Origin of the sequence: Polynucleobacter sp. MWH-S4W17 (assembly GCF_018687535.1) — a bacterium.
Classification (GTDB): Bacteria; Pseudomonadota; Gammaproteobacteria; order Burkholderiales; family Burkholderiaceae; genus Polynucleobacter.
Map to the genome: position 1 here is coordinate 1,071,720 of NZ_CP061295.1, position 21,894 is coordinate 1,093,613.

The window sequence follows — 21,894 nt, forward strand, 5'->3', positions numbered from 1 at the left end:
TCAACTTATTTCCAAATATTCCATGGGGAGACAACCCACGCGCCGATAACAACCACCCAGAAAACTGAGATGGGAATAAAGATTTTCCAACCCAAGCGCATGATTTGGTCATAGCGATAGCGCGGTAATGTGGCGCGTAACCAGATAACGCAGGATAAGAGGAAGAATGTTTTACCAAATAACCAGAAGAAGCCTGGAATATCACGCAAGATTGGCAAGTCAACAATCGGCAACCAACCGCCTAAAAACATGATAGATGCAACAGCTGCAATCAAAATCATGTTGGCATACTCTGCCAAGAAGAACATTGCAAAAGACATACCTGAGTACTCAACCATGTGTCCAGCTACGATCTCAGACTCACCCTCAACTACGTCAAATGGGTGGCGGTTTGTTTCAGCCACGCCAGAGATAAAGTAAATCAAGAACATTGGTAATAAAGGTAACCAATTCCACGAGAGGAAATTAAGGCCCATGCTGGCAAAGTAGCCCTGCTCTTGTGAAGTAACGATGGTACTTAAATTTAATGAACCCGAGGTAAGCAAGACGGTAACCAATGCAAATCCCATTGCAATCTCATAGGAGATCATTTGGGCTGATGCGCGCATTGCACCGAGGAACGGATATTTAGAGTTAGAAGACCAACCAGCCAAGATGACCCCATAAACACCAATAGAAGAAATAGCCATGATGTAAAGCAAGCCTGCGTTTACATCAGCTAAAACCATCTTTGCCTGAAATGGAATCACCGCCCAAGCAGCAAATGCAGGCATGATCACCATAATTGGTGCAATGAAGTACAAAACCTTGCTTGCTTGAGCAGGAGCAATAATCTCTTTCATCAAGAGCTTCAATGCATCAGCAATTGGCTGCAATAAACCCAGGGGACCGACGCGATTTGGACCAAGGCGAATATGCATCCAGCCAATTAACTTTCTTTCCCAGAGGGTTAAGTAAGCTACACAACCAAACATTGGCAATACGATGATCACAATGCGCACTAATACCCAAACTAAGGGCCACAGTGAGCCGAAAATAGCCTCACCTTGAGTGGTAATGAGGTTCAAGAAATTATCCATCTCGTCCCTTATGCCTTACTAACGGTTACTGGACCAAACATCGACCCTAATTTGGCACTAGCCATGGTGCCAGCAGAAATTCTGACAGCACCAGGCGCTAAATTAACTTCTAATGTTGCCGACATATCAACAGAATGAGAATCTTGGGTAACCCGAACTGCATCACCCTCTTTGAGACCCAATTCAGCGAAAGTGGTTTTATTTAAGCCTACCTGATTGCCACGCTTAGCATCGCGTGTTAACTGCAAAGCAGAAGAACGACGCACAATTTGATCGCCAGCATAAATATTGACATCAGCCAAACGCTCGAGACCATTGAAGGGTGCCAGATTTCCATTGGCAATCGATGAGCTCGTGGCTTTGTTATTTAAGCGATTGCAATAACCATCATCCAATGCTTCTCCTAGCACTTCCTCAGGAGCATTAAACAAGAAACCGTCTAAACCTAAGAGACCACCTAATACTCGCAAAACTTTCCATGCTGGACGTGAATCGCCTAAAGGCTTCACTGAAGGTTGAACTGTTTGAACTCTACCTTCTAAATTCACAAAGGTAGAGACTGTCTCTGAGAACACTGAAGTAGGCAGAATGACATCAGCTACCTCCATCAAGTCAGCACTCTTATAGGCGCTCAAAGCAATAACGGTATTAGCCTTTGCCAAAGCTGCACGAGCGGCTGCTGGGTTTGGCAAATCTGAATCTGGCTCGATATTCATCAAGATCACTGCGCGACGTTCGCCAGATAAGACTGACTCAACACCCACGCCGTTAGCATTCACTATAGATGCGCCAACGGCATTGCCGCCAACTGGTAAGAAGCCCAAAGTAGCACCAGTCTGATCAGCAATAAATTGCGCCATGACGTGTAAGTCAGAAGCATGGTGATGCGCAATAGCAGCAGAACCAAGCAATACAGCTTTTGACTCGCCGGAAAGCAAACTATCGGCAATCTTCTGCGCCGCAGGAGAAATGGTTAGATTAAATGTGCCAACTGGCGCTGTTAATGATTTTGCTTTTGCAACAGCAAGTGCAACTTCACTCAATGCATTCAACCATGCGCTTGGAGCAACGGAAATACCGCTACTTGGAATCAACCAGTCATCACCACCTGCATCAATACGTAATACTTGCAAAGCGCGTTTGCTGGCAGTACGAATACGAGCAGCCAATACAGGCTGGTCTTTACGTAAGAAACTACCGACAACCAATACACGATCCAGTTCATTGATCTTGGCGATTGGCATACCCAACCATGGCGCTGCTGCTGCAGCTTTTACATCAGTTTGGCGCAATCGAGTTTCCATTTGTTTGGAACCCAAGCTACGCACCAACTTTTGCAAGAGGTGCAATTCCTCGGTGGAAGATATTGGATGAGCTAAAGCCCCAATGGACTCAGGACCACTTTCCGCTGAAATTGTTTTCAGAGAATGGGCAACATAATCTAAAGCTGACTGCCAATCTGTTTCTAACCACTGGCCACCCTGCTTCACCATAGGTGTGGTTACACGATCAGCGCTATTTAAACCTTCATAAGAGAAGCGATCGCGATCGCTAATCCAGCATTCATTAATGGATTCGTTTTCTAGAGCAACTACACGCATGACTTTATTAGCTTTAGTCTGAACTGTAGTGTTAGCACCTAAGCTATCGTGCGGACTAACTGAACGTTTACGTCCGAGTTCCCATGTACGTGCTGCATAACGGAATGGCTTGCTGGTTAAAGCGCCAACTGGACACAAATCAATCATGTTTCCAGACAACTCTGAATCTACCGTCTGACCAACAAAGGTGGTGATCTCGGAATGCTCGCCACGGTTAACCATACCTAACTCCATAACGCCGGCAACTTCTTGTCCGAAGCGTACACAACGAGTGCAATGGATGCAACGTGTCATCTCTTGCATGGAGATCAATGGGCCAACATTTTTATGGAAGACTACTCGCTTCTCTTCATCGTAGCGTGAGTTTGATTTTCCGTAACCAACTGCTAAGTCTTGTAACTGACACTCGCCACCCTGATCGCAAATTGGGCAATCTAATGGATGGTTAATGAGCAAGAATTCCATGACAGAACGCTGAGCTTCTACCGCCCTGGCAGAATGCGTAAACACCTTCATGCCTTGAGTTACTGGTGTAGCACAAGCGGGTAGAGGTTTGGGAGCCTTCTCTACTTCAACCAAACACATGCGGCAGTTAGCGGCAATCGATAACTTCTTGTGATAACAGAAGTGAGGAACGTAGGTGCCGAGCTTGTTCGCGGCGTGCATCACCATCGAACCTTGCGGAACTTCTACAGTCTTACCATCTAATTCGATTTCTACCATGCTCACTTTTAGATATCCCGTACTCTAAATCTTTATAAAGGTTTTGCAGAATCTAAGCAGCGCTTATGTTCTACGTGATACGCAAATTCATCCATGTAATGTTTCAACATGCCACGTACCGGCATTGCTGCTGCATCACCTAAAGCGCAAATCGTACGACCTTGAATATTGGCAGCTACGTCATTGAGCAAATCCAAATCCTCTGGACGCCCCTCACCATGTTCAATGCGATGAACAATACGCCATAACCAACCAGTACCCTCACGACATGGGGTACATTGACCACAAGATTCTTCGTGATAGAAATAGGACAAACGCTCTAAGGCGCGGACCATACAACGGGTCTCGTTCATCACAATCACAGCGCCAGATCCCAACATAGATCCTGCTTTTGCAATACTGTCGTAATCCATAGTCAGATCCATCATCTGCACACCAGGAACAACTGGCGCAGAAGATCCTCCAGGAATTACAGCCTTCAAAGCTTTGCCATCACGCATACCGCCAGCAAGCTTTAAGAGCTCTGCAAATGGGGTTCCCAACGGAATTTCATAGTTGCCTGGATGAACTACGTCACCCGATACCGAGAATATTTTGGTTCCACCATTATTGGGTTTTCCAAGTTCCAAATAGGCCGGACCGCCGATGGCCAAAATGAATGGCACAGCGGCAAATGTTTCGGTGTTATTAATGGTTGTAGGTTTGCCATACAAGCCAAAACTTGCAGGGAATGGTGGCTTAAAGCGTGGCTGCCCTTTTTTACCTTCTAGAGATTCAAGCAAGGCTGTCTCTTCACCGCAAATATAAGCACCCCAACCTGGCGATGCATGCAACTGGAAGGAGAAATCGCTTCCTAGTATTTTGTCACCAAGGTATCCAGCAGAACGCGCCTCTTCAAGCGCCTCTTCGAAGCGAGAATACACATCCCAGATTTCACCGTGGATGTAGTTGTAACCAACCGTAATACCCATTGTATAGGCGCCGATGATCATGCCTTCGATCAAAGCGTGTGGGTTATAGCGCATGATGTCACGGTCTTTAAAAGTACCGGGCTCACCTTCATCGCTATTGCAAACTAAATATTTTTGTCCCGGGAATTGACGGGGCATAAAGCTCCACTTCAAACCTGTTGGGAAGCCTGCGCCTCCGCGACCACGTAATGAAGAAGCTTTTAATTCGGCAATGATGGCATCAGGAGATACTTTGTCGTTAATTAAACGACGTAATTGTTGATAGCCCCCACGGCTTTCGTAATCATTTAAACGCCAGTTATCTCCATTTAATCCAGCGAGGATTAAAGGCTTGATATGGCGATCGTGCAAGCTGGTCATGCTACTTTCCCTTCTGCACGCAAATCACTCAATAAAGCATCGATCTTTTCTTTACTCATAAAACTGCACATGCGCTTGTCATTCACCAACATCACTGGCGAATCACCACAGGCACCCATGCACTCACCCTCTTTCAAGGTAAACGTTCCACATGGGGTAGTTTCGTTGTAGCCAATACCTAAAGTCTCTTTAAGGTATGTTGCTGCAGTTTCACCATGGGTTAATTGGCATGGCAAATTAGTACAAATTACCAATTTGTATTTACCGATTTTCTTGGTGTTGTACATGTTGTAAAAAGTTGCGACTTCATCAACAGCAATACTTGGCATTTCTAAAATCTGGGCAACCGTTTCAATAACTTCAGGAGAAACCCAACCCACCTCAGCTTGAGCAGCAATCAAACAAGCCATCACAGCAGATTGCTTGTGCTCAGCAGGATACTTAGCGATATTGCGATGAATATCAGCCAGTGTTTTATCGGATAGTTGCAGAGTCGTAGTCATTAAATATTCCTTGGCACGCCTTATTAGCGGTCAATCTCCCCGAACACAATATCTTGGGTACCAATAATGGTTACTGCATCAGCCAACATGTGGCCACGTGACATCTCGTCCATTGCCGACAAATGCACAAATCCTGGGGCACGAATCTTCATGCGATAGGGTTTATTCGCGCCATCAGAAATTAAGTAAATGCCAAATTCACCCTTAGGATGCTCAACGGCTGAGTAAGCCTCGCCATCAGGAACGTGGATGCCTTCAGTAAATAATTTGAAATGGTGAATGAGCTCCTCCATATTGGTTTTCATATCCACACGCTTTGGTGGGGAAACCTTATGGTTGTCGCTCATGACAGCGCCTGGATTAGCCTTTAGCCAAGCCACACACTGCTTGATGATGCGATTAGATTGACGCATTTCTTCCATGCGAACCAAATAACGATCATAAGAATCGCCATTCACGCCAACTGGGATATCAAAATCTAAACGGTCATAGACTTCGTATGGTTGTTTCTTACGTAAATCCCACTCGATACCTGAACCGCGTAGCATCGGACCAGTGAAGCCGAGCTGCAATGCACGCTCTGGAGTCACGATACCGATATTCACCAATCGTTGCTTCCATATCCGGTTATCGGTTAAAAGGTTGCAATACTCGTCAACATTGGCATCAAAGCCATTAGTAAATTGCTCAATGAAGTCCAATAATGTGCCGCTACGGTTTTCATTCAAACGCTTAATGGCAGATGTACTGCGAATCTTGTTCTTGGTGTACTGAGCCATTTGATCAGGCAAGTCACGATATACGCCACCTGGACGATAGTAAGCAGCATGCATCCGTGCACCAGATACCGCCTCATACATATCAAAGATATCTTCGCGATCACGGAAAGCGTACAAGAAGACAGCCATCGCACCAACGTCCAGACCATGACAGCCAATCCATAGCAAATGATTGAGCAAACGAGTGAGTTCGTCATACATCACGCGAATGTATTGAGCGCGCAATGGAACATCAACCTGCAGTAATTTTTCAATGGCCATGACATAAGCATGCTCATTGGACATCATAGAAACGTAATCTAAACGATCCATATATGGAACGTTTTGGATCCAAGTACGTGTTTCAGCCAATTTCTCAGTAGCGCGATGCAATAAACCGATATGCGGATCGGCACGCTGAATTACCTCGCCATCGAGCTCAAGCACTAAGCGTAATACGCCGTGCGCTGCAGGATGCTGAGGACCGAAATTGAGGGTGTAGTTCTTAATTTGTGCCATGACTTAAACCGAACCTCCGTACTGCTCTTCACGAACAATGCGTGGAGTAATTTCTCGAGCCTCGATCGTAACCGGTTGATAGACAACACGTTTTAACTCTGGGTCATAACGCATTTCCACATTGCCGCTAATTGGGAAATCTTTTCTAAATGGATGACCGATGAAGCCGTAGTCAGTCAAAATACGACGCAAGTCTTCGTGACCGTCAAATAGGATGCCGTAGAGATCAAATGCCTCACGCTCAAACCAATTGGCCGCAGCCCAAACTGGTGTAATTGAGGCCACTAATGGGTAGCTATCATCAGGCGCAAAAACACGAACACGTAAACGCCAATTGTGCTGCAAAGAAAGCAGATGACTTACAACACCAAAGCGCAGACCACTCCACGCTCCATCACGGAAATCTTGATAGTCAACACCACACAGATCAATCATTTGCTCAAAAGCAAGCGAAGGATCGTCACGTAACAACATGGCAGATTCAAAATAAGTGTCCGCATTAACAACTACAGTCACCTCACCCAATGCAATCTCAATGGATTTAGCTCGCTTACCTAAAACTTTTTCTAAGTTGGCCGCTAATTGAATTAAACGATCTGACATGATTTAAGCCTTCCGCGCAATCGTACTTGTACGAGCGATCTTGGATTGCAACTGAATAATTCCGTAGATCAAAGCTTCCGCTGTTGGAGGGCAACCAGGCACATAAATATCCACTGGCACAATACGGTCGCAACCACGGACAACTGAATATGAGTTGTGATAGTAGCCGCCACCATTTGCGCAAGAACCCATGGAGATTACCCAGCGCGGTTCTGGCATCTGGTCATAAACTTTACGTAATGCAGGGGCCATCTTGTTGCACAAAGTACCTGCAACAATCATCAAATCGGATTGACGTGGAGATGGGCGGAATACAACGCCAAATCGATCCAAGTCATAACGGGAAGCGCCCGCATGCATCATCTCTACGGCACAACAAGCTAGACCAAAGGTCATAGGCCATAAGGAGCCGTTACGCGTCCAGTTAATTAACTGGTCCGCAGTGGTGGTTACAAAACCTTCTTTGAGTACGCCTTCTAATGCCATATCTATCACTCCCAGTCGAGAGCGCCCTTTTTCCAGATATATACAAATCCCACGATAAATTCCAAGAGGAAAATCACCATAGAGGCGTAGCCAAGCCATCCAATGTCACGAAGCGCTACACCCCATGGAAATAGGAATGCAGTTTCTAAGTCAAACAGGATGAAGAGAATGGCGATTAAGTAGTAACGCACGTCAAACTTCATACGCGCATCTTCGAAAGCCTCAAAACCGCACTCATAGGGAGAGAGTTTTTCAGCATCAGGCTTCGAAGGAGCCAAGATTTTTCCGAGGAACATGGGGACCAATCCCACCCCAATACCTACGAGGATAAAAAGCAGAACAGGAAAGTAATTAGCGAGATTCAAAATAGCCCTGATTCGTTTGTCTGGTAATTCCTAAAAACAACAAATTATTACTTATTCCACTACATAAGACATTGATTTAGAGCAAAAAACACTCATCAATACCCTTTTTTGGTGCCGACGGCGAGACTCGAACTCGCACAGCCTAAGCCACTACCCCCTCAAGATAGCGTGTCTACCAATTTCACCACGTCGGCATCTTGCAAAACTCATCAATTCTACTGCATTGCACAAGTGCACTACCCCAAATTCTGGGCTAGAAAATCTGTAAAAGCCTACTCTTTTACTTAGGAACCGCTGGTTTACTTGGGTCCTGTGTTGGGGCTACTGGAGCGGCAGGCGTTGCTGCCGGGGCTACAGTTCCAGAGAGAACACCAGGACTTACTTCTTTCTTGTTGCCAATCCAAGTAATTCCTAAAGTACAAAGGAAGAAAACTGCTGCAAAAACAGCCGTTGTATGGGACAAGAAATTAGCAGATCCGCTAGCGCCAAAGAGGCTACCAGAAGAGCCCGAGCCGAAAGCTGCACCCATATCGGCACCCTTGCCTTGCTGTAATAGCACCAATAGAATGACAGCCAAAGCTGAAATTACCTGCAATACGATCAATAAAGTCTTAAACCATTCCACAGCTTATCTCCAAATAAAAAATCTATGCCTGACAAATGGCCAGAAAGTCTTGGGGATTCAATGATGCTCCCCCAACCAATCCACCATCTATATCTGGCATGGCAAATAATTCAACAGCATTGTCAGGCTTGACACTGCCACCGTACAAAATTCCAACGTGAGATGCAACATCCTCATTAAATTCAGCCAATTGCAGACGAATAGCACGATGCATATCTTGTGCAACTTGGGCGCTGGCAACTTTGCCTGTACCGATTGCCCATACTGGCTCATAAGCTATTAAGCAGTCAGCAAGCCGGTCTTGTAAAACACCCGTCTGCTTTGCAACCTGAGCACAAACAATCTCTTCCGCCCTACCTGAATTTCTTTCATCAGCAGTCTCACCAACACAAATCACTGGAGTCATCCCACTGTCCAACACCTCGAGGGCTTTAGCAGCAACGACCTCATCGACCTCCTGATGCATATGACGGCGCTCAGAGTGCCCAACGATGACATAAGTACAACCGAGCTCTTGGAGCATAGAAGCGGCAACTTCACCGGTATAAGCACCTGAACTATGGGCTGATGCGTCTTGTGCGCCTAGATTCAAAAAAGCCAAAGAATGCTCTTTAATTAACTGTGCGCATTGAGATAAATACGGAAATGGCGGGCAGACCGCATATTTACGTCCTGATGGCATGCCACTCTCCATGCCACGAGCAACGGTTTTGATCCAGTCCCGATTACTTGCAAGACTGCCATTCATTTTCCAATTGCCGATAACGATGAGTGGTCGCATAGGGATAATGAATATTTCTAAACTGTTAAAACAATTTTGCCAACGTGCTCGGATGACTCCATCAATGCATGAGCATCAGCCGCCTGATCTAGCGAAAACGTTTTATAAATGACTGGCTTCAGTTTGCCAGCATTGAGCAAGGGCCAAACATTCTCAAAAAGCTGCTTGGTAATTTGCTTCTTAAATGAAACTGGGCGTGGACGTAATGTTGAGCCGGTAATCGTTAAGCGACGGCGCAGAATCTGATTGGTACTCACTTCCGCTTTTGAGCCGCCCTGGATGGCAATAATCACAATGCGACCATCATCAGCGAGACAGTCAATTTCTTTTTGCACGTAAGCGCCGGTGACCATATCTAAAATAACATTGACACCCTTACCGTCAGTTGCCTTCTTCACTTCTTCTACAAAATCTTGCGTCTTGTAGTTGATAGCGAGATCAGCACCTAATGCTACGCATGCGGCACATTTTTCATCCGTACCAGCAGTTACGAATACTTTATGGCCCAAAGCTTTAGCAATCAGGATTGCAGTCACGCCGATACCACTAGAGCCACCTTGAACCAATAATGTTTCGCCTTCGGCCAATTGACCCCGCATAAAGACGTTGCTCCATACGGTATAAAACGTTTCAGGCAATGCTGCAGCTTCTTGGTCAGTAAACCCGTTAGGGTAAGGCAAGCACTGGGCTACAGGCGCAGTACACAAATCAGCGTAACCACCACCTTGAACGAGAGCGCAAACCTTATCACCCAGCTTTAAGCTAAAAACATTATCAGCATGAGCCAAATCGCCACCAACGATTTCACCAGCAACTTCAAGACCGGGAATATCAGATGCGCCAGCTGGAACCGGGTAATGCCCCTTACGCTGCAAAACGTCAGGTCGATTAATTCCAGCCGCCAGAACTTTGATCAGAATTTCGCCAGTCCCTGCAGCAGGAGCCGCTGGATCAGGGCGAGTAGTTGGCACCAGCATTTCTGGGGCGCCAAATTCCTTGATTTCAATTACGCGCATAGATACTCCCGAGGCTTCTTGCTTAGGCAGTTTCGTCAGATGCAGGAGCTGCTTCAACAGCAACGCCAGCTAAAGGAGCAATCGTGCCGCCTTCATCAGCCATCGCAGCTTTCAATGACAAACGTAAACGGCCACGCTCATCAGCAGCAAGCAACTTCACGCGAACCACTTGGCCTTCTGCCAAATAGTCTTTAACTTCTTTTACGCGCTCATTTGAAATCTCAGAGATGTGCAGTAGGCCATCTTTACCAGGAAGAATATTGACCAAAGCGCCGAATTCGAGCAACTTCACAACTGGGCCTTCGTAGATCTTGCCTACCTCAGCTTCAGCGGTGATACCTTCGATACGCGCTTTAGCTTCAGCCATACCCTCAGCGGAAGTAGAGGCAATTGTTACGGTACCGTCATCTTTGATGTCGATGCTGCAACCAGTTTCTTTAGTCAAGGCTTGAATTGTTGCGCCGCCTTTGCCGATTACTTCACGAATCTTGTCTGGATGAATCTTAAAAGAAACCATACGTGGAGCATGAGCTGACAATTCTGTACGAACTGAACCCATTGCTTCTTGCATTTTGCTCAAGATGTGCAAACGGCCTTCTTTAGCTTGCGCCAAAGCCACTTGCATAATTTCTTTAGTAATACCTTGAACTTTAATGTCCATCTGGAGCGCAGTAATACCGTTAGCAGTACCCGCTACTTTGAAGTCCATATCGCCCAAGTGATCTTCGTCACCCAAGATGTCAGTCAATACAGCAAAACGATTGCCGTCAAGGATCAAGCCCATTGCTACGCCAGCAACGTGTGCTTTAACTGGAACACCAGCATCCATCATCGCCAAACAGCCGCCGCAAACAGAAGCCATTGAAGATGAGCCATTGGACTCAGTAATCTCTGAAACAACACGGATACTGTATGCAAAATCTTCAGCACTTGGCAATACCGGAATCAATGCGCGCTTAGCTAAACGGCCGTGACCAATTTCACGACGCTTTGGGCTACCTACACGGCCAGTTTCGCCAGTAGCGAATGGAGGCATGTTGTAGTGGAACATGAAACGATCACGGTACTCACCTTCAAGCGCATCAATGATTTGCTCGTCACGTGCAGTACCTAAAGTAGCAACAACGAGTGCCTGTGTTTCACCGCGGGTAAACAATGCAGAGCCGTGTGTACGAGGCAATACGCCATTGCGAATTTCAATCGGACGCACAGTACGTGTGTCACGTCCATCAATGCGTGGCTCGCCGTTCAAAATCTGGCTACGAACAATCTTCGCCTCGATTTCAAACAGAATGTCGTTAACAGCTACCGCGTCAACATCACCCTCTTCTTGTAACTTAGCAACTACTTCTTTAGTAATTTCTTTGAGCTTGTCTGAACGAGCTCCTTTTTGACGAATCTGATAAGCCTCGCGCAATGGCGCTTCAGCCAATGCAGTTACCTTAGCGATGAATGGCTCATCTTTAGGTGCTGCAGTCCAATCCCACTCTGGTTTACCAGCTTCACGTACCAAATCATTGATTGCGTTGATGGCTGTTTGCATTTGGTCATGACCATATACAACCGCACCCAACATCACTTCTTCAGATAATTGGTTTGCTTCAGACTCAACCATCAATACAGCAGCCTGTGTACCAGCAACGATCAAATCGAGTTCGCTAGTGGCTTGCTCTGTACGAGTTGGGTTCAAGAGATATTGACCGTTTGCGTATCCAACACGTGCCGCGCCAACTGGACCAGCAAATGGAATACCTGAAATAGCCAATGCTGCAGAAGCAGCGATCAAAGCAGGAATATCAGAAGGAACATCAGGGTTGATAGACAACACATGAACCACTACTTGAACTTCATTCAAGAAGCCTTCTGGGAATAAAGGACGTAATGGACGATCGATCAAACGGGAGATCAATGTCTCGCCTTCTGAAGGACGACCTTCGCGGCGGAAGAAGCCACCAGGGATCTTGCCTGCTGCGTATGTTTTTTCTAGGTAGTCAACAGTCAACGGGAAAAAAGACTGGCCTGGCTTTGCAGACTTAGAGGCTACAACTGTACCCATAACTACTGTGTCATCAACGTTAACGATAACGGCACCACCAGATTGACGAGCGATCTCGCCTGTTTCCATTGTTACTTGATGGTTGCCCCATTGAAAACTCTTTACTGCTTTTTTAAACATAGTCATTCTGATCTTCTCCAAATTGTTCACACAAAACTCACATGAGAGTTGCGCTTGTCGTGGGATAAAGCAGTGTCACGACAACACTGGAGCGATTTAAGATCACAAGGGATGCCATTCCAGGGAGGCTCTGAATCAACTTTCAGAAGCTCATTGGAATGACACAATCCCCTACACAAATAATCTTGAAGCGCCCAAAAAAACATGCCATCTGCTTAGGACTGAATCCGCGAAGAAACAACCCTAAGATAGATGGCATTGCATACCGATAAGAATTACTTACGGAGACCTAATTTCTCAATTAATGCGCGATAGCGATCCAAATCTTTGCCTTTGAGGTAATCCAAGAGGCGACGGCGACGTGAAACCATCTTCAACAAACCACGACGGCTGTGATGATCTTTAGCGTTAGCCTTGAAATGGGGGGTTAATTCATTAATGCGGGCTGTGAGCAATGAAACTTGAACTTCAGGGCTACCCGTATCGTTTGCGCTGCGCGCGTTATCTTTGACGATTTCCGCCGTTTTAATATCAGCAACTGCCATTTTTAATACTCCTTACTTGCGAACACTTGAGCTTTCACCCAATCTGTGTCGTGCGATTAACAAAATAAAACAAAAAAGCTTTAAAAATCAAAGCCATCGAATTGTAGCAGAGCCGGCATGTATTTACCGGATTGCCCCATGGAACTTGTTATCCTGTAGACTAAGATTTATCCAAATAAATACACTTTTCCTTTAATAAACAATAACTTATAAAATATGTCCCCACTATTTCGCCCGCTTGTCACATTTCTCTGCCTCGGATTTGGCCTTTTTCAACCTGCCTATGCCCAATTTGGATCCTTTTTTGGGCAAGACAAAACCGTTGCCGAGCAACGTCAGGATATTTTGATCAAAAACCAGGCAATTCTGAAGCAGCTTTATGAGGCGCAGCCAAAAGCAAAGGAGCTTATTGAAAAGTCAGTTGGCTATGCGACCTTTAGTAACTTCGGCATGAAAATTCTGATTGCAGGGGGCGGAACTGGTAGCGGCGTTGTGATCAACAAAGCAAATAAGAAGCCCGTCTACATGAATATGGCTGAAGTGCAGGCTGGCTTGGGTCTTGGCATTAAATCATTCCAAAATATTTTTATATTTGAAACCGAAGCTGCCATGAATGACTTTATTAACTCAGGCTGGACTTTCGGTGGCCAGGTAACTGCGGCTGCGAAATACGAAAAAGATGGCGGCGCATACCAGGACGCAACCGTAGTAGCTCCAGGAGTTTTAATGTACCAACTAACAGACTCTGGCCTTGCCGCTGAAATCACCGGCAAAGGCACCAAGTACTATAAGAACACTGACTTAAATAAGTAAATCTCTTTACAGATGACTCAATGATTAAGGGGTCATCTGTGCATTGAGCTTAGCTTGGGTAGGATCATGCAATTTATTCAAAGCTGATAAATAGGCTTTTGCAGAAGCGGCAATGATATCTGGGTCAGTTCCTACACCATTCACAATACGACCGCCTTTTGCCAAGCGCACAGTAACCTCACCTTGAGACTGCGTACCTGAAGTAATGGCATTGACAGAATAGAGCAACTGCTCAGCCCCACTCTTAGCAATCCCCTCAATTGCGTTCAAGCTGGCATCCACTGGACCATTACCCTCTGCTTCGGAGCTTATCTCTTTATCACCCATACGAAATGTCACACGTGATTTAGGTCGCTCACCAGTTTCAGAATGCTGACTCAATGAGATAAATTTATAGTGCTCACCCTCTTCTGCTGCCGCAGAATCAGACATGATGGCAATAATATCTTCATCAAATATCTCAGACTTTTGGTCAGCCAATGTTTTAAATCTGATAAAAGCTTCGTTCAAATCAGCCTCAGCTTCAACGGTGATTCCCAATTCTTGCAAGCGCTGTTTAAAGGCATTGCGGCCGGATAATTTGCCCAAAACAATTTTATTAGCTGACCAACCCACATCTTCAGCGCGCATGATTTCATAGGTGTCGCGGTTCTTCAAAATACCGTCTTGATGAATGCCTGAAGTATGCGCAAAGGCATTAGCACCAACGACCGCCTTGTTAGGCTGGACCACAAAGCCGGTGATCTGAGATACCAATTTAGATGCTGGAACAATCTGCGTTGCATCAATACCGCAGACCATATCAAAGTAGTCCTTGCGGGTCCGCAAGGCCATCACAATTTCTTCTAAGGCAGTATTACCTGCACGCTCGCCCAAGCCATTGATCGTGCACTCAATTTGACGGGCGCCGCCAATCTTTACACCCGCCAAGGAATTGGCAACAGCCATTCCCAAGTCGTTATGGCAATGTACTGACCAGACCGCTTTATCGGAGTTAGGCACGCGGGTTCGCAAGGTCTTAATAAACTCGCCATATAACTCGGGAGTTGCATAACCTACGGTATCTGGAATGTTGATGGTAGATGCACCCTCGTTAATAACCGCCTCAACTACTCTGCACAAGAAATCCATTTCCGAGCGATAACCGTCTTCAGCTGAAAATTCAATATCTTCAGCTAAGTTACGAGCAAAACGAATGGAACGCTTAGCCTGCTCTAAAACCTCTTCTGGAGACATGCGTAATTTCACGGCCATATGCAATGGACTTGTTGCCAAGAATGCATGGATACGTTTTGCGTTTGCTGCTTGCAATGCATCAGCAGCTCGTGTGATGTCCTTGTCGTTAGCTCTAGCCAATGAACAAACAATAGAGTCCTTAACGGCAGCTGCAACTGCAGATATTGCCTGGAAGTCACCCTCCGAGCTAGCAGCAAAGCCTGCCTCGATCACATCTACTTTAAGACGCTCTAACTGACGCGCAATGCGTACTTTTTCGTCTTTGGTCATAGATGCACCTGGTGATTGCTCACCATCGCGCAAGGTGGTATCAAATATGATTACTTTATCGCTCATCACTACTCTCCGGTTTTAAACAATTCTGAACTTCTTCAGATAACTCAAACTCATAAAACAAAAACCCCAGCAATTAGCTGGGGCTGGTATGTGGTGGTTAATGATTCTGCTTTATCTCATTAACTCAGGCCTTACCCGCCCCAAGCCTTAGGCTTAGTGCTAGCAGAAGGAGGCCAGTTAAAGGCGAGAAATTCATCAACATGGAATTAATATACCCCAAAAATAGGGAATTAGCTAAAACGTTTACCGCTGAGACGCTCCCAGGCCCAAATTACATATCCAGAGATGGAATAAATCACAAATAAACCAAACAGCGTTAATGGCGGGTTTGAGGATATCAAGACAAAGGTCAGGATCATTAAAACCATTACGCCAAATGGCACGCGGTAACGAACATCCAAGGCCTTGCCGCTATAAAAGCGGGCATTTGAGACCATAGTGAGTCCAGCATAGACAGCGATAAAGAAAGCAACCCAAGGAATGGCTGTATCGCGAACTGGAATTTTGTTGTCATCAGCCAACCAAATAAAACCAGCCATTAAAGCACCTGCAGCAGGACTTGGCAGGCCTTGAAAAAATTTCTTATCCACTACACCGGTATTCACATTAAAGCGCGCCAATCGCAAGGCAGCGCCAGCACAGTATGTAAATGCCGCCAACCACCCCCACTTACCCAAATCTTTTAATGCCCATTCATAAGCGACCAATGCAGGCGCAACACCAAATGAGACCATATCAGCAAGAGAATCGTACTGCTCACCGAAAGCGCTTTGAGTGTTGGTCATACGTGCCACACGCCCATCCATGCCGTCCAATACCATTGAAGCAAAAATGGCGATTGCCGCAATCTCAAACTGGTGATTCATTGCATTCACAATGGCATAAAAGCCACAAAACAAAGCTGCGGTTGTAAAAGCGTTTGGAAGGAGATAAATGCCCTTGCTGCGTAGGCGGGGCTTTTGAGGATGCAACTCCTCAACTTCGTAATCAATACCATCACCTAAGTCTTCAGCCCATTGATCTTGTGAAGAAGTCAGACGTTTCTGAGAGAGGCGGCTACGGTCAATACGACCACGACGGCGAAATGTAGTCAAAGAATATCCCAGTGAATAATATTTCGAATTAATCCAAACCAGGCAAACGAGCCAAGGCTGTATTTGTTGCAAATACTTTATCGCCAACGCTCACTAGCGGCTCTGCAGTGAGCGGCAAATAAATGTCTACTCGCGAACCAAAACGAATAAATCCATAGCGCTCACCTGCTTTGAGGCGATCGCCAACATGAATGTAGCAAAGAATACGGCGGGCAATTAAACCAGCAACCTGGACTAAAGTAACTACTTGACCATTAGCATCGATAACAACGGCATTTCGCTCGTTCTCTGTAGATGCCTTATCCAAATCTGCATTCACAAATTTACCAGGGAAGTATTGAATCTCTTTCACCAAGCCATTTACCGCGCTTCGATTAGAGTGCACATTAAAAACGTTCATGAATACGCTGATTTTGAGCGCTTCACGGCCAGCATACGGATCATTGGTTTTTTCAACGACAACAATCCGGCCATCTGCTGGAGATAAAACAAGATCGCGACCTAAAGCAGGAATACGCTGTGGGTCACGAAAGAACTGCAGAACAAAGAAAAAAATGATCCAAAGAGGCCATGACCAAGCTATGCCACCTAAATAGTGAACTAGCAAAGTCACTGCCCCCACTAACGCTAAATACGGCCAACCTTCTTTCGCAATAATGGGGTGCGGATACATCATCTTTGTTCTGAGCCTTTTATTGAAATGCTATTAGTAGATGCTTAGCTTGTAGCTTAGTTCTTAGTCTGATCAACTAACTTATTCTTAGCAATCCAAGGCATCATGGCGCGCAACTTAGCACCAACTACTTCGATGTCATGTTCAGCATTCAAACGACGACGTGAAATCAAAGTAGGCGCGCCTGCTTTGTTTTCCAGGATAAAGCTCTTGGCGTACTCACCAGTCTGAATATCTTTCAAGCACTGACGCATTGCATTTTTAGTGTCTTCAGTTACAACACGTGGGCCAGTAACGTATTCACCGTACTCAGCGTTGTTAGAGATGGAATAGTTCATATTGGCAATACCACCTTCGTAGATCAAGTCAACAATCAACTTGAGCTCATGCAAGCACTCGAAGTAAGCCATTTCAGGAGCGTAACCAGCTTCAACCAAAGTCTCAAAACCGGCTTTGATCAATTCAACTGCGCCGCCACAAAGAACAGCCTGCTCACCGAACAAATCAGTTTCAGTTTCTTCACGGAAGTTCGTTTCGATAATGCCAGCACGGCCACCGCCGTTTGCAGTTGCATAAGACAACGCAACATCACGAGCGGAGCCAGATTTATCTTGGTAAACAGCGATCAAATGAGGAACACCGCCACCTTGAGCGTATGTGCCACGAACTGTATGACCAGGAGCTTTTGGAGCAATCATGATTACGTCCAAGTCAGCACGTGGCTGAACTTGTCCGTAGTGAACGTTAAAGCCATGGGCAAACGCCAAAGCAGCACCTTGTTTGATATTGCCATGCACTTCTTTGCTGTAAACATCAGCAATTTGCTCATCTGGCAAGAGCATCATGACAACGTCTGCATCTTTAACCGCTTCGCCAACTTCTTTTACTGTCAAGCCAGCATTAGCAGCCTTACTCCAGGAGGCGCCATCTTTACGCAAACCAACAGTAACGTTACAGCCTGAATCTTTTAGATTCAATGCGTGTGCGTGACCTTGTGAACCATAACCAATGATGGTGACTTTCTTGCCCTTAATGAGGGACAAATCAGCGTCTTTATCGTAAAAAACTTTCATGCTCTTTCCTTGTATTGAAAATGTAATTAATGCAGTAATCAGTTAAAAAAATTAAACCTTGAGGATGCGTTCGCCGCGACCAATTCCAGAACCACCCGAACGGACAGTTTCGAGAATCGAAGCGCGATCAATCGAATCAATAAAGGCATCCAACTTGGCACCATCGCCAGTTAACTCAATGGTGTAACTCTTATCAGTCACATCAATGATGCGACCGCGGAAGATATCAGTGGTACGTTTGAGCTCTTCACGCTCTTTACCTACCGCACGCACCTTAATCATCATAAGCTCACGCTCGATATGAGGACCTTCGCTTAAATCAAATACCTTCACTACTTCAACCAAACGGTTTAAGTGCTTAGTAATTTGCTCAATAACATCATCAGAGCCAAATGTGACGATAGTCATGCGAGATAAGGATGGATCCTCAGTAGGCGCAACGCTCAAAGTGTCAATGTTGTAACCACGCGCAGAAAATAAACCTACTACACGCGATAAGGCGCCCGGCTCGTTCTCAATGAGTACAGAAATAATATGTCGCATTAGAGATCCTCGCTACCCAAAAGCATTTCAGTAATACCCTTACCCGCTTGAACCATAGGCCAAACGTTTTCTTCTGGGTCAGTCTGGAAATCCATAAACACCGTACGATCTTTTAGACGAATCGCCTCTTTGAGCGCGCCCTCAACATCAGATTTCTTCTCAATGCGCATACCAACGTGACCATAGGCCTCTGCCAACTTTACAAAGTCAGGCAAAGAATCCATGTATGAGCTGGAATAACGCTTGTTATAGGTAAGCTCTTGCCACTGACGAACCATGCCTAGGTAACGGTTGTTCAAGGACACGATCTTCACTGGCGTGTTGTATTGCTTGCAGGTAGAGAGCTCCTGAATACACATCTGAATAGAGCCTTCACCAGTAATGGCGAATACATCCTTATCAGGAAATGCTTTCTTGATACCCATGGCATAAGGCAAACCTACACCCATGGTACCCAGACCACCTGAATTAATCCAACGACGTGGCTGATCAAACTTATAGAACTGAGCTGCCCACATTTGATGCTGACCTACGTCGGACGTGATGAATGCATCACCACCAGTGAGCTCCCACAACTTTTGAACCACATATTGTGGCTTCACAATTTGTGAGGCTTCGTCGTACTTCAAGCAATCTTTTTTACGCCACTCATTAATCTGATCCCACCAAGCGGCAACTTTATCGCCATTCTTGCGTGGACCAGCAACTTTCAATTGAGCAGTCATCTCTACCAATACTTCTTTGAGATTACCAACAATAGGAACGTCTACTTTGACACGCTTCGAGATAACGGAAGGATCAATATCAATATGAATAATCTTGCGCGGATGACTTGCAAAGTGTTGTGTATTCCCAATCACGCGGTCATCAAAACGAGCGCCGATAGCAATTAACACATCACTGTGTTGCATCGCCATATTGGCTTCATAAGTACCATGCATGCCGAGCATACCCAAGAACTGAGGACTTGTGCCAGGGAAACCACCCAAGCCCATCAAGGTATTGGTTACTGGATAACCGAGTAAGTCAGCAAACTCTTTGAGCTCTGGAGCAGCATCAGAAAGGATCACGCCACCACCGGTATAAATGTATGGACGCTCTGCCTCTTGCAATAAAGCCACCGCTTTACGAATTTGACCGCTATGGCCCTTTACAACAGGGTTGTAAGAGCGCATTTCCAAAGTCTCTGGATAAACAAATGGTCCTTTGGCTGCAGATACGTCCTTAGGAATATCAATCAATACAGGACCAGGGCGACCTGTCTGCGCAATGTGGAATGCCTTCTTCAGAACCAACGGAAGATCTTTAACATCTTTCACGAGGAAGTTGTGCTTCACTACTGGGCGAGTAATACCAACGGTATCAGCCTCCTGGAAAGCATCTTCACCAATCGCGTATGTTGGCACGTTACCGCTGATGATCACCAATGGGATCGAATCCGTATAGGCGGTTGCAATTCCAGTCACCGCATTGGTAACACCTGGGCCAGAGGTAACTAATGCAACGCCAACCTTACCGGTTGCGCGCGCATAACCATCGGCAGCATGAACTGCTGCTTGCTCATGGCGAACCAAAATGTGTTCGAACTTATCTTGTTTAAAAATTTCATCGTAGATAAAGAGAACGGATCCGCCCGGGTAACCCCAGACAAATTCAACACCCTCTTTGTGCAGTGCATGCACGAGCATTTCAGCACCAATCATTTCTGGAGGCGCCTCTACGAGATTTGTGTTTGCTGTATCTTTGTTAGCTTTAGTAGCTAAAAATTCGGCGCTGCTTGTATTCATTTTCTTTCGTCCTTTGCAATTTTCGGCAAAAAATTGTTTGGTCTGTTCTATCTCTTGCTTTTGGCCTGAGTTCGAACGGCGCTGCTACCGGAAAAAACCACTTCTTGAATGAGATTCTAGGTAGTAAGCCCTATATTCTATAGCAATCCCCTAAAATGACTCAATTCTTACAGATTCAGGTCTAATCCATTGCATGGCATCAGCCCAAGAACTATCCGACTTTCTTAGTAGTGTTGAGCAGCGCGCTTTTAAGCAGGCTGTTTACGCCGTGCGTGACGATGATGCTGCGATGGATATCGTGCAAGACGCCATGATCAAATTAGCCGAAAAATACGGTGATCGACCAGCAGGAGAGCTTCCCTTAGTATTCACCAGAATTCTGCAAAACCGGATTCATGATTGGTTTAGAAGGCAAAAGGTTAGAAATACCTGGGTCACCTTGTTTTCCAATATGGGCAAAAAGACCGATGAAGGCGATGATTTTGACCCCTTGGAGTCCCTTTCAGCCCCTGATGACAGTGAAATTCACCAAGATGGGGCGCATAAGCTTGAAAAAAGTCAGCTTTTACAGGCCCTTGAGTCAGAAATATCTAAATTGCCTGTACGTCAACGAGAAGCCTTCCTGATGCGTTATTGGGATGAGCTAAGCATTACTGAGACGGCCAAAGCAATGAGTTGCAGTGAAGGAAGCGTTAAAACGCACTGCTCTAGAGCCACCCAGACATTAGCTAAAGCATTGAAATTAAAAGGAATTACGCTGTGAAACACTTTGATGACCAACTTACCCAGACTCAAGTCGACCAATTTGGCCAGGCTAGCGCTGCCCTGCTTCGTCAAGGTACTCAGAGCATTCCCAAGCACCTAAAAGATCGTCTATATGCAGCACGTATGAAGGCCCTTTCAGTTAGAAAACCAGAGAAAGTACGCATTCAAAAACAAGTTTTAGCTGGTTCATCGCGTAATTGGACCTCTGGATCTAATACTCTCTGGGATACCGTAGGCTGGATTGCTCCTTTGGTGGTCCTCGTATTTGGCCTGATTGGCATTGCCCAGTGGCAAGATGATTCTCGTATTAATGACATCGCCGAAGTTGATGCTGCTCTTTTGTCTGACGATGTGCCTCCTGATGCATATGCAGACAGTGGATTTATGGCCTTCCTCAAAAACGGCTCTCTCTCCGAACCTGATAGCCAATCCGACTTAGTACGCAGTAAATAATCTTGACTTG

General features: G+C 45.7%; 22 protein-coding genes and 1 tRNA gene. 3 read left to right on the forward strand and 20 right to left on the reverse strand.

What is annotated here, in order from left to right; translation table 11 throughout:
• Positions 1–5: 5 nt before the first annotated feature.
• The 14 genes from nuoH to rpsO form a co-directional block, all read right to left on the reverse strand.
• Positions 6–1,079: an NADH-quinone oxidoreductase subunit NuoH gene (gene nuoH, locus C2755_RS05555; protein ID WP_215319864.1), complete on the reverse strand. Its 1,074-nt coding sequence runs from the start codon at positions 1,077–1,079 to the stop codon at positions 6–8.
• An 8-nt stretch (positions 1,080–1,087) separates the two neighbouring features.
• Entirely contained in the window at positions 1,088–3,403 is a 2,316-nt protein-coding gene (gene nuoG / locus C2755_RS05560; RefSeq protein ID WP_215322317.1) for an NADH-quinone oxidoreductase subunit NuoG, read from the reverse strand.
• A 32-nt stretch (positions 3,404–3,435) separates the two neighbouring features.
• The gene (gene nuoF, locus C2755_RS05565) at positions 3,436–4,734 is read right to left on the reverse strand and encodes an NADH-quinone oxidoreductase subunit NuoF (protein WP_215319866.1); all 1,299 of its coding nucleotides are present in this window, start codon (positions 4,732–4,734) and stop codon (positions 3,436–3,438) included.
• On the reverse strand, positions 4,731–5,237 hold the full coding sequence (gene nuoE / locus C2755_RS05570; protein ID WP_215319868.1) for an NADH-quinone oxidoreductase subunit NuoE: 507 nt from the start codon (positions 5,235–5,237) through the stop codon (positions 4,731–4,733). The genes nuoF and nuoE overlap by 4 nt, the downstream gene beginning before the upstream one ends.
• Before the next feature lie 23 nt (positions 5,238–5,260).
• A complete protein-coding gene (locus C2755_RS05575; protein ID WP_215319870.1) occupies positions 5,261–6,514 on the reverse strand; it encodes an NADH-quinone oxidoreductase subunit D in 1,254 nt (417 codons plus the stop codon).
• Between the two features lie 3 nt (positions 6,515–6,517).
• Positions 6,518–7,117 carry an NADH-quinone oxidoreductase subunit C gene (locus C2755_RS05580; protein WP_215319872.1) on the reverse strand — a complete coding sequence of 200 codons (600 nt, stop codon included), beginning with the start codon at positions 7,115–7,117 and terminating at the stop codon, positions 6,518–6,520.
• A gap of 3 nt (positions 7,118–7,120) precedes the next feature.
• Positions 7,121–7,603 carry an NADH-quinone oxidoreductase subunit B family protein gene (locus C2755_RS05585; protein ID WP_011902891.1) on the reverse strand — a complete coding sequence of 161 codons (483 nt, stop codon included), beginning with the start codon at positions 7,601–7,603 and terminating at the stop codon, positions 7,121–7,123.
• 5 nt (positions 7,604–7,608) lie between these two features.
• Entirely contained in the window at positions 7,609–7,968 is a 360-nt protein-coding gene (locus C2755_RS05590; RefSeq protein ID WP_012357790.1) for an NADH-quinone oxidoreductase subunit A, read from the reverse strand.
• A gap of 109 nt (positions 7,969–8,077) precedes the next feature.
• A tRNA-Leu gene (locus C2755_RS05595) sits at positions 8,078–8,162 on the reverse strand.
• An 86-nt stretch (positions 8,163–8,248) separates the two neighbouring features.
• Entirely contained in the window at positions 8,249–8,593 is a 345-nt protein-coding gene (gene secG, locus C2755_RS05600) for a preprotein translocase subunit SecG (protein WP_215319874.1), read from the reverse strand.
• A gap of 22 nt (positions 8,594–8,615) precedes the next feature.
• Complete coding sequence (gene tpiA, locus C2755_RS05605) at positions 8,616–9,374, reverse strand: triose-phosphate isomerase (RefSeq protein ID WP_215319876.1); 759 nt, start codon at positions 9,372–9,374, stop codon at positions 8,616–8,618.
• Between the two features lie 17 nt (positions 9,375–9,391).
• Positions 9,392–10,390: an NAD(P)H-quinone oxidoreductase gene (locus tag C2755_RS05610; RefSeq protein ID WP_215319878.1), complete on the reverse strand. Its 999-nt coding sequence runs from the start codon at positions 10,388–10,390 to the stop codon at positions 9,392–9,394.
• A 22-nt stretch (positions 10,391–10,412) separates the two neighbouring features.
• A complete protein-coding gene (gene pnp, locus C2755_RS05615; RefSeq protein WP_215319880.1) occupies positions 10,413–12,572 on the reverse strand; it encodes a polyribonucleotide nucleotidyltransferase in 2,160 nt (719 codons plus the stop codon).
• Positions 12,573–12,841: 269 nt separating this feature from the next.
• Entirely contained in the window at positions 12,842–13,111 is a 270-nt protein-coding gene (gene rpsO, locus C2755_RS05620; RefSeq protein WP_011902897.1) for a 30S ribosomal protein S15, read from the reverse strand.
• Positions 13,112–13,327: 216 nt separating this feature from the next.
• Here rpsO and C2755_RS05625 point away from each other — a divergent pair, with 216 nt between their 5' ends.
• Complete coding sequence (locus C2755_RS05625) at positions 13,328–13,924, forward strand: YSC84-related protein (protein ID WP_215319882.1); 597 nt, start codon at positions 13,328–13,330, stop codon at positions 13,922–13,924.
• Positions 13,925–13,948: 24 nt separating this feature from the next.
• Here the strand turns inward: C2755_RS05625 and C2755_RS05630 are convergent, their stop codons facing one another.
• The 6 genes from C2755_RS05630 to C2755_RS05655 all read right to left on the reverse strand — a co-directional run bounded on the left by C2755_RS05630 (position 13,949) and on the right by C2755_RS05655 (position 20,666).
• Positions 13,949–15,496: a 2-isopropylmalate synthase gene (locus C2755_RS05630; RefSeq protein ID WP_215319884.1), complete on the reverse strand. Its 1,548-nt coding sequence runs from the start codon at positions 15,494–15,496 to the stop codon at positions 13,949–13,951.
• Positions 15,497–15,726: 230 nt separating this feature from the next.
• Positions 15,727–16,590 carry a CDP-diacylglycerol--serine O-phosphatidyltransferase gene (gene pssA / locus C2755_RS05635; protein ID WP_215319886.1) on the reverse strand — a complete coding sequence of 288 codons (864 nt, stop codon included), beginning with the start codon at positions 16,588–16,590 and terminating at the stop codon, positions 15,727–15,729.
• A gap of 28 nt (positions 16,591–16,618) precedes the next feature.
• Entirely contained in the window at positions 16,619–17,266 is a 648-nt protein-coding gene (locus C2755_RS05640) for a phosphatidylserine decarboxylase (protein ID WP_215319888.1), read from the reverse strand.
• A gap of 53 nt (positions 17,267–17,319) precedes the next feature.
• Positions 17,320–18,336, reverse strand: coding sequence for a ketol-acid reductoisomerase (gene ilvC / locus C2755_RS05645; protein ID WP_046329933.1), 1,017 nt, complete (start codon positions 18,334–18,336; stop codon positions 17,320–17,322).
• 51 nt (positions 18,337–18,387) lie between these two features.
• Positions 18,388–18,879 (reverse strand): acetolactate synthase small subunit, encoded by a 492-nt coding sequence (gene ilvN, locus C2755_RS05650; RefSeq protein ID WP_011902903.1) that lies wholly within the window; start codon positions 18,877–18,879, stop codon positions 18,388–18,390.
• Entirely contained in the window at positions 18,879–20,666 is a 1,788-nt protein-coding gene (locus C2755_RS05655; RefSeq protein WP_215319890.1) for an acetolactate synthase 3 catalytic subunit, read from the reverse strand. The genes ilvN and C2755_RS05655 overlap by 1 nt, the downstream gene beginning before the upstream one ends.
• A 193-nt stretch (positions 20,667–20,859) precedes the next feature.
• Between C2755_RS05655 and C2755_RS05660 the strand changes: the two genes are divergently transcribed.
• Complete coding sequence (locus C2755_RS05660; RefSeq protein WP_215319892.1) at positions 20,860–21,429, forward strand: RNA polymerase sigma factor; 570 nt, start codon at positions 20,860–20,862, stop codon at positions 21,427–21,429.
• Positions 21,426–21,884 (forward strand): DUF3619 family protein, encoded by a 459-nt coding sequence (locus C2755_RS05665; RefSeq protein ID WP_215319894.1) that lies wholly within the window; start codon positions 21,426–21,428, stop codon positions 21,882–21,884. Before C2755_RS05660 ends, C2755_RS05665 begins: the two co-directional genes overlap by 4 nt.
• The last annotated feature ends 10 nt before the right edge of the window (positions 21,885–21,894 follow it).

Bases quoted from the DNA above. Each gene is read 5' to 3' on its own strand.
- nuoH (WP_215319864.1), bottom strand. From the start codon at position 1,079: ATGGATAATTTCTTGAACCTCATTACCACTCAAGGTGAGGCTATTTTC.
- ilvN (WP_011902903.1), bottom strand. From the start codon at position 18,879: ATGCGACATATTATTTCTGTACTCATTGAGAACGAGCCGGGCGCCTTA.
- C2755_RS05585 (WP_011902891.1), bottom strand. From the start codon at position 7,603: ATGGCATTAGAAGGCGTACTCAAAGAAGGTTTTGTAACCACCACTGCG.
- C2755_RS05625 (WP_215319882.1), top strand. From the start codon at position 13,328: ATGTCCCCACTATTTCGCCCGCTTGTCACATTTCTCTGCCTCGGATTT.
- C2755_RS05660 (WP_215319892.1), top strand. From the start codon at position 20,860: ATGGCATCAGCCCAAGAACTATCCGACTTTCTTAGTAGTGTTGAGCAG.
- C2755_RS05610 (WP_215319878.1), bottom strand. From the start codon at position 10,390: ATGCGCGTAATTGAAATCAAGGAATTTGGCGCCCCAGAAATGCTGGTG.
- C2755_RS05575 (WP_215319870.1), bottom strand. From the start codon at position 6,514: ATGGCACAAATTAAGAACTACACCCTCAATTTCGGTCCTCAGCATCCT.
- C2755_RS05640 (WP_215319888.1), bottom strand. From the start codon at position 17,266: ATGATGTATCCGCACCCCATTATTGCGAAAGAAGGTTGGCCGTATTTA.
- nuoG (WP_215322317.1), bottom strand. From the start codon at position 3,403: ATGGTAGAAATCGAATTAGATGGTAAGACTGTAGAAGTTCCGCAAGGT.
- ilvC (WP_046329933.1), bottom strand. From the start codon at position 18,336: ATGAAAGTTTTTTACGATAAAGACGCTGATTTGTCCCTCATTAAGGGC.
- nuoF (WP_215319866.1), bottom strand. From the start codon at position 4,734: ATGACCAGCTTGCACGATCGCCATATCAAGCCTTTAATCCTCGCTGGA.
- tpiA (WP_215319876.1), bottom strand. From the start codon at position 9,374: ATGCGACCACTCATCGTTATCGGCAATTGGAAAATGAATGGCAGTCTT.
- C2755_RS05630 (WP_215319884.1), bottom strand. From the start codon at position 15,496: ATGAGCGATAAAGTAATCATATTTGATACCACCTTGCGCGATGGTGAG.
- nuoE (WP_215319868.1), bottom strand. From the start codon at position 5,237: ATGACTACGACTCTGCAACTATCCGATAAAACACTGGCTGATATTCAT.
- pnp (WP_215319880.1), bottom strand. From the start codon at position 12,572: ATGACTATGTTTAAAAAAGCAGTAAAGAGTTTTCAATGGGGCAACCAT.
- rpsO (WP_011902897.1), bottom strand. From the start codon at position 13,111: ATGGCAGTTGCTGATATTAAAACGGCGGAAATCGTCAAAGATAACGCG.
- C2755_RS05655 (WP_215319890.1), bottom strand. From the start codon at position 20,666: ATGAATACAAGCAGCGCCGAATTTTTAGCTACTAAAGCTAACAAAGAT.
- C2755_RS05580 (WP_215319872.1), bottom strand. From the start codon at position 7,117: ATGTCAGATCGTTTAATTCAATTAGCGGCCAACTTAGAAAAAGTTTTA.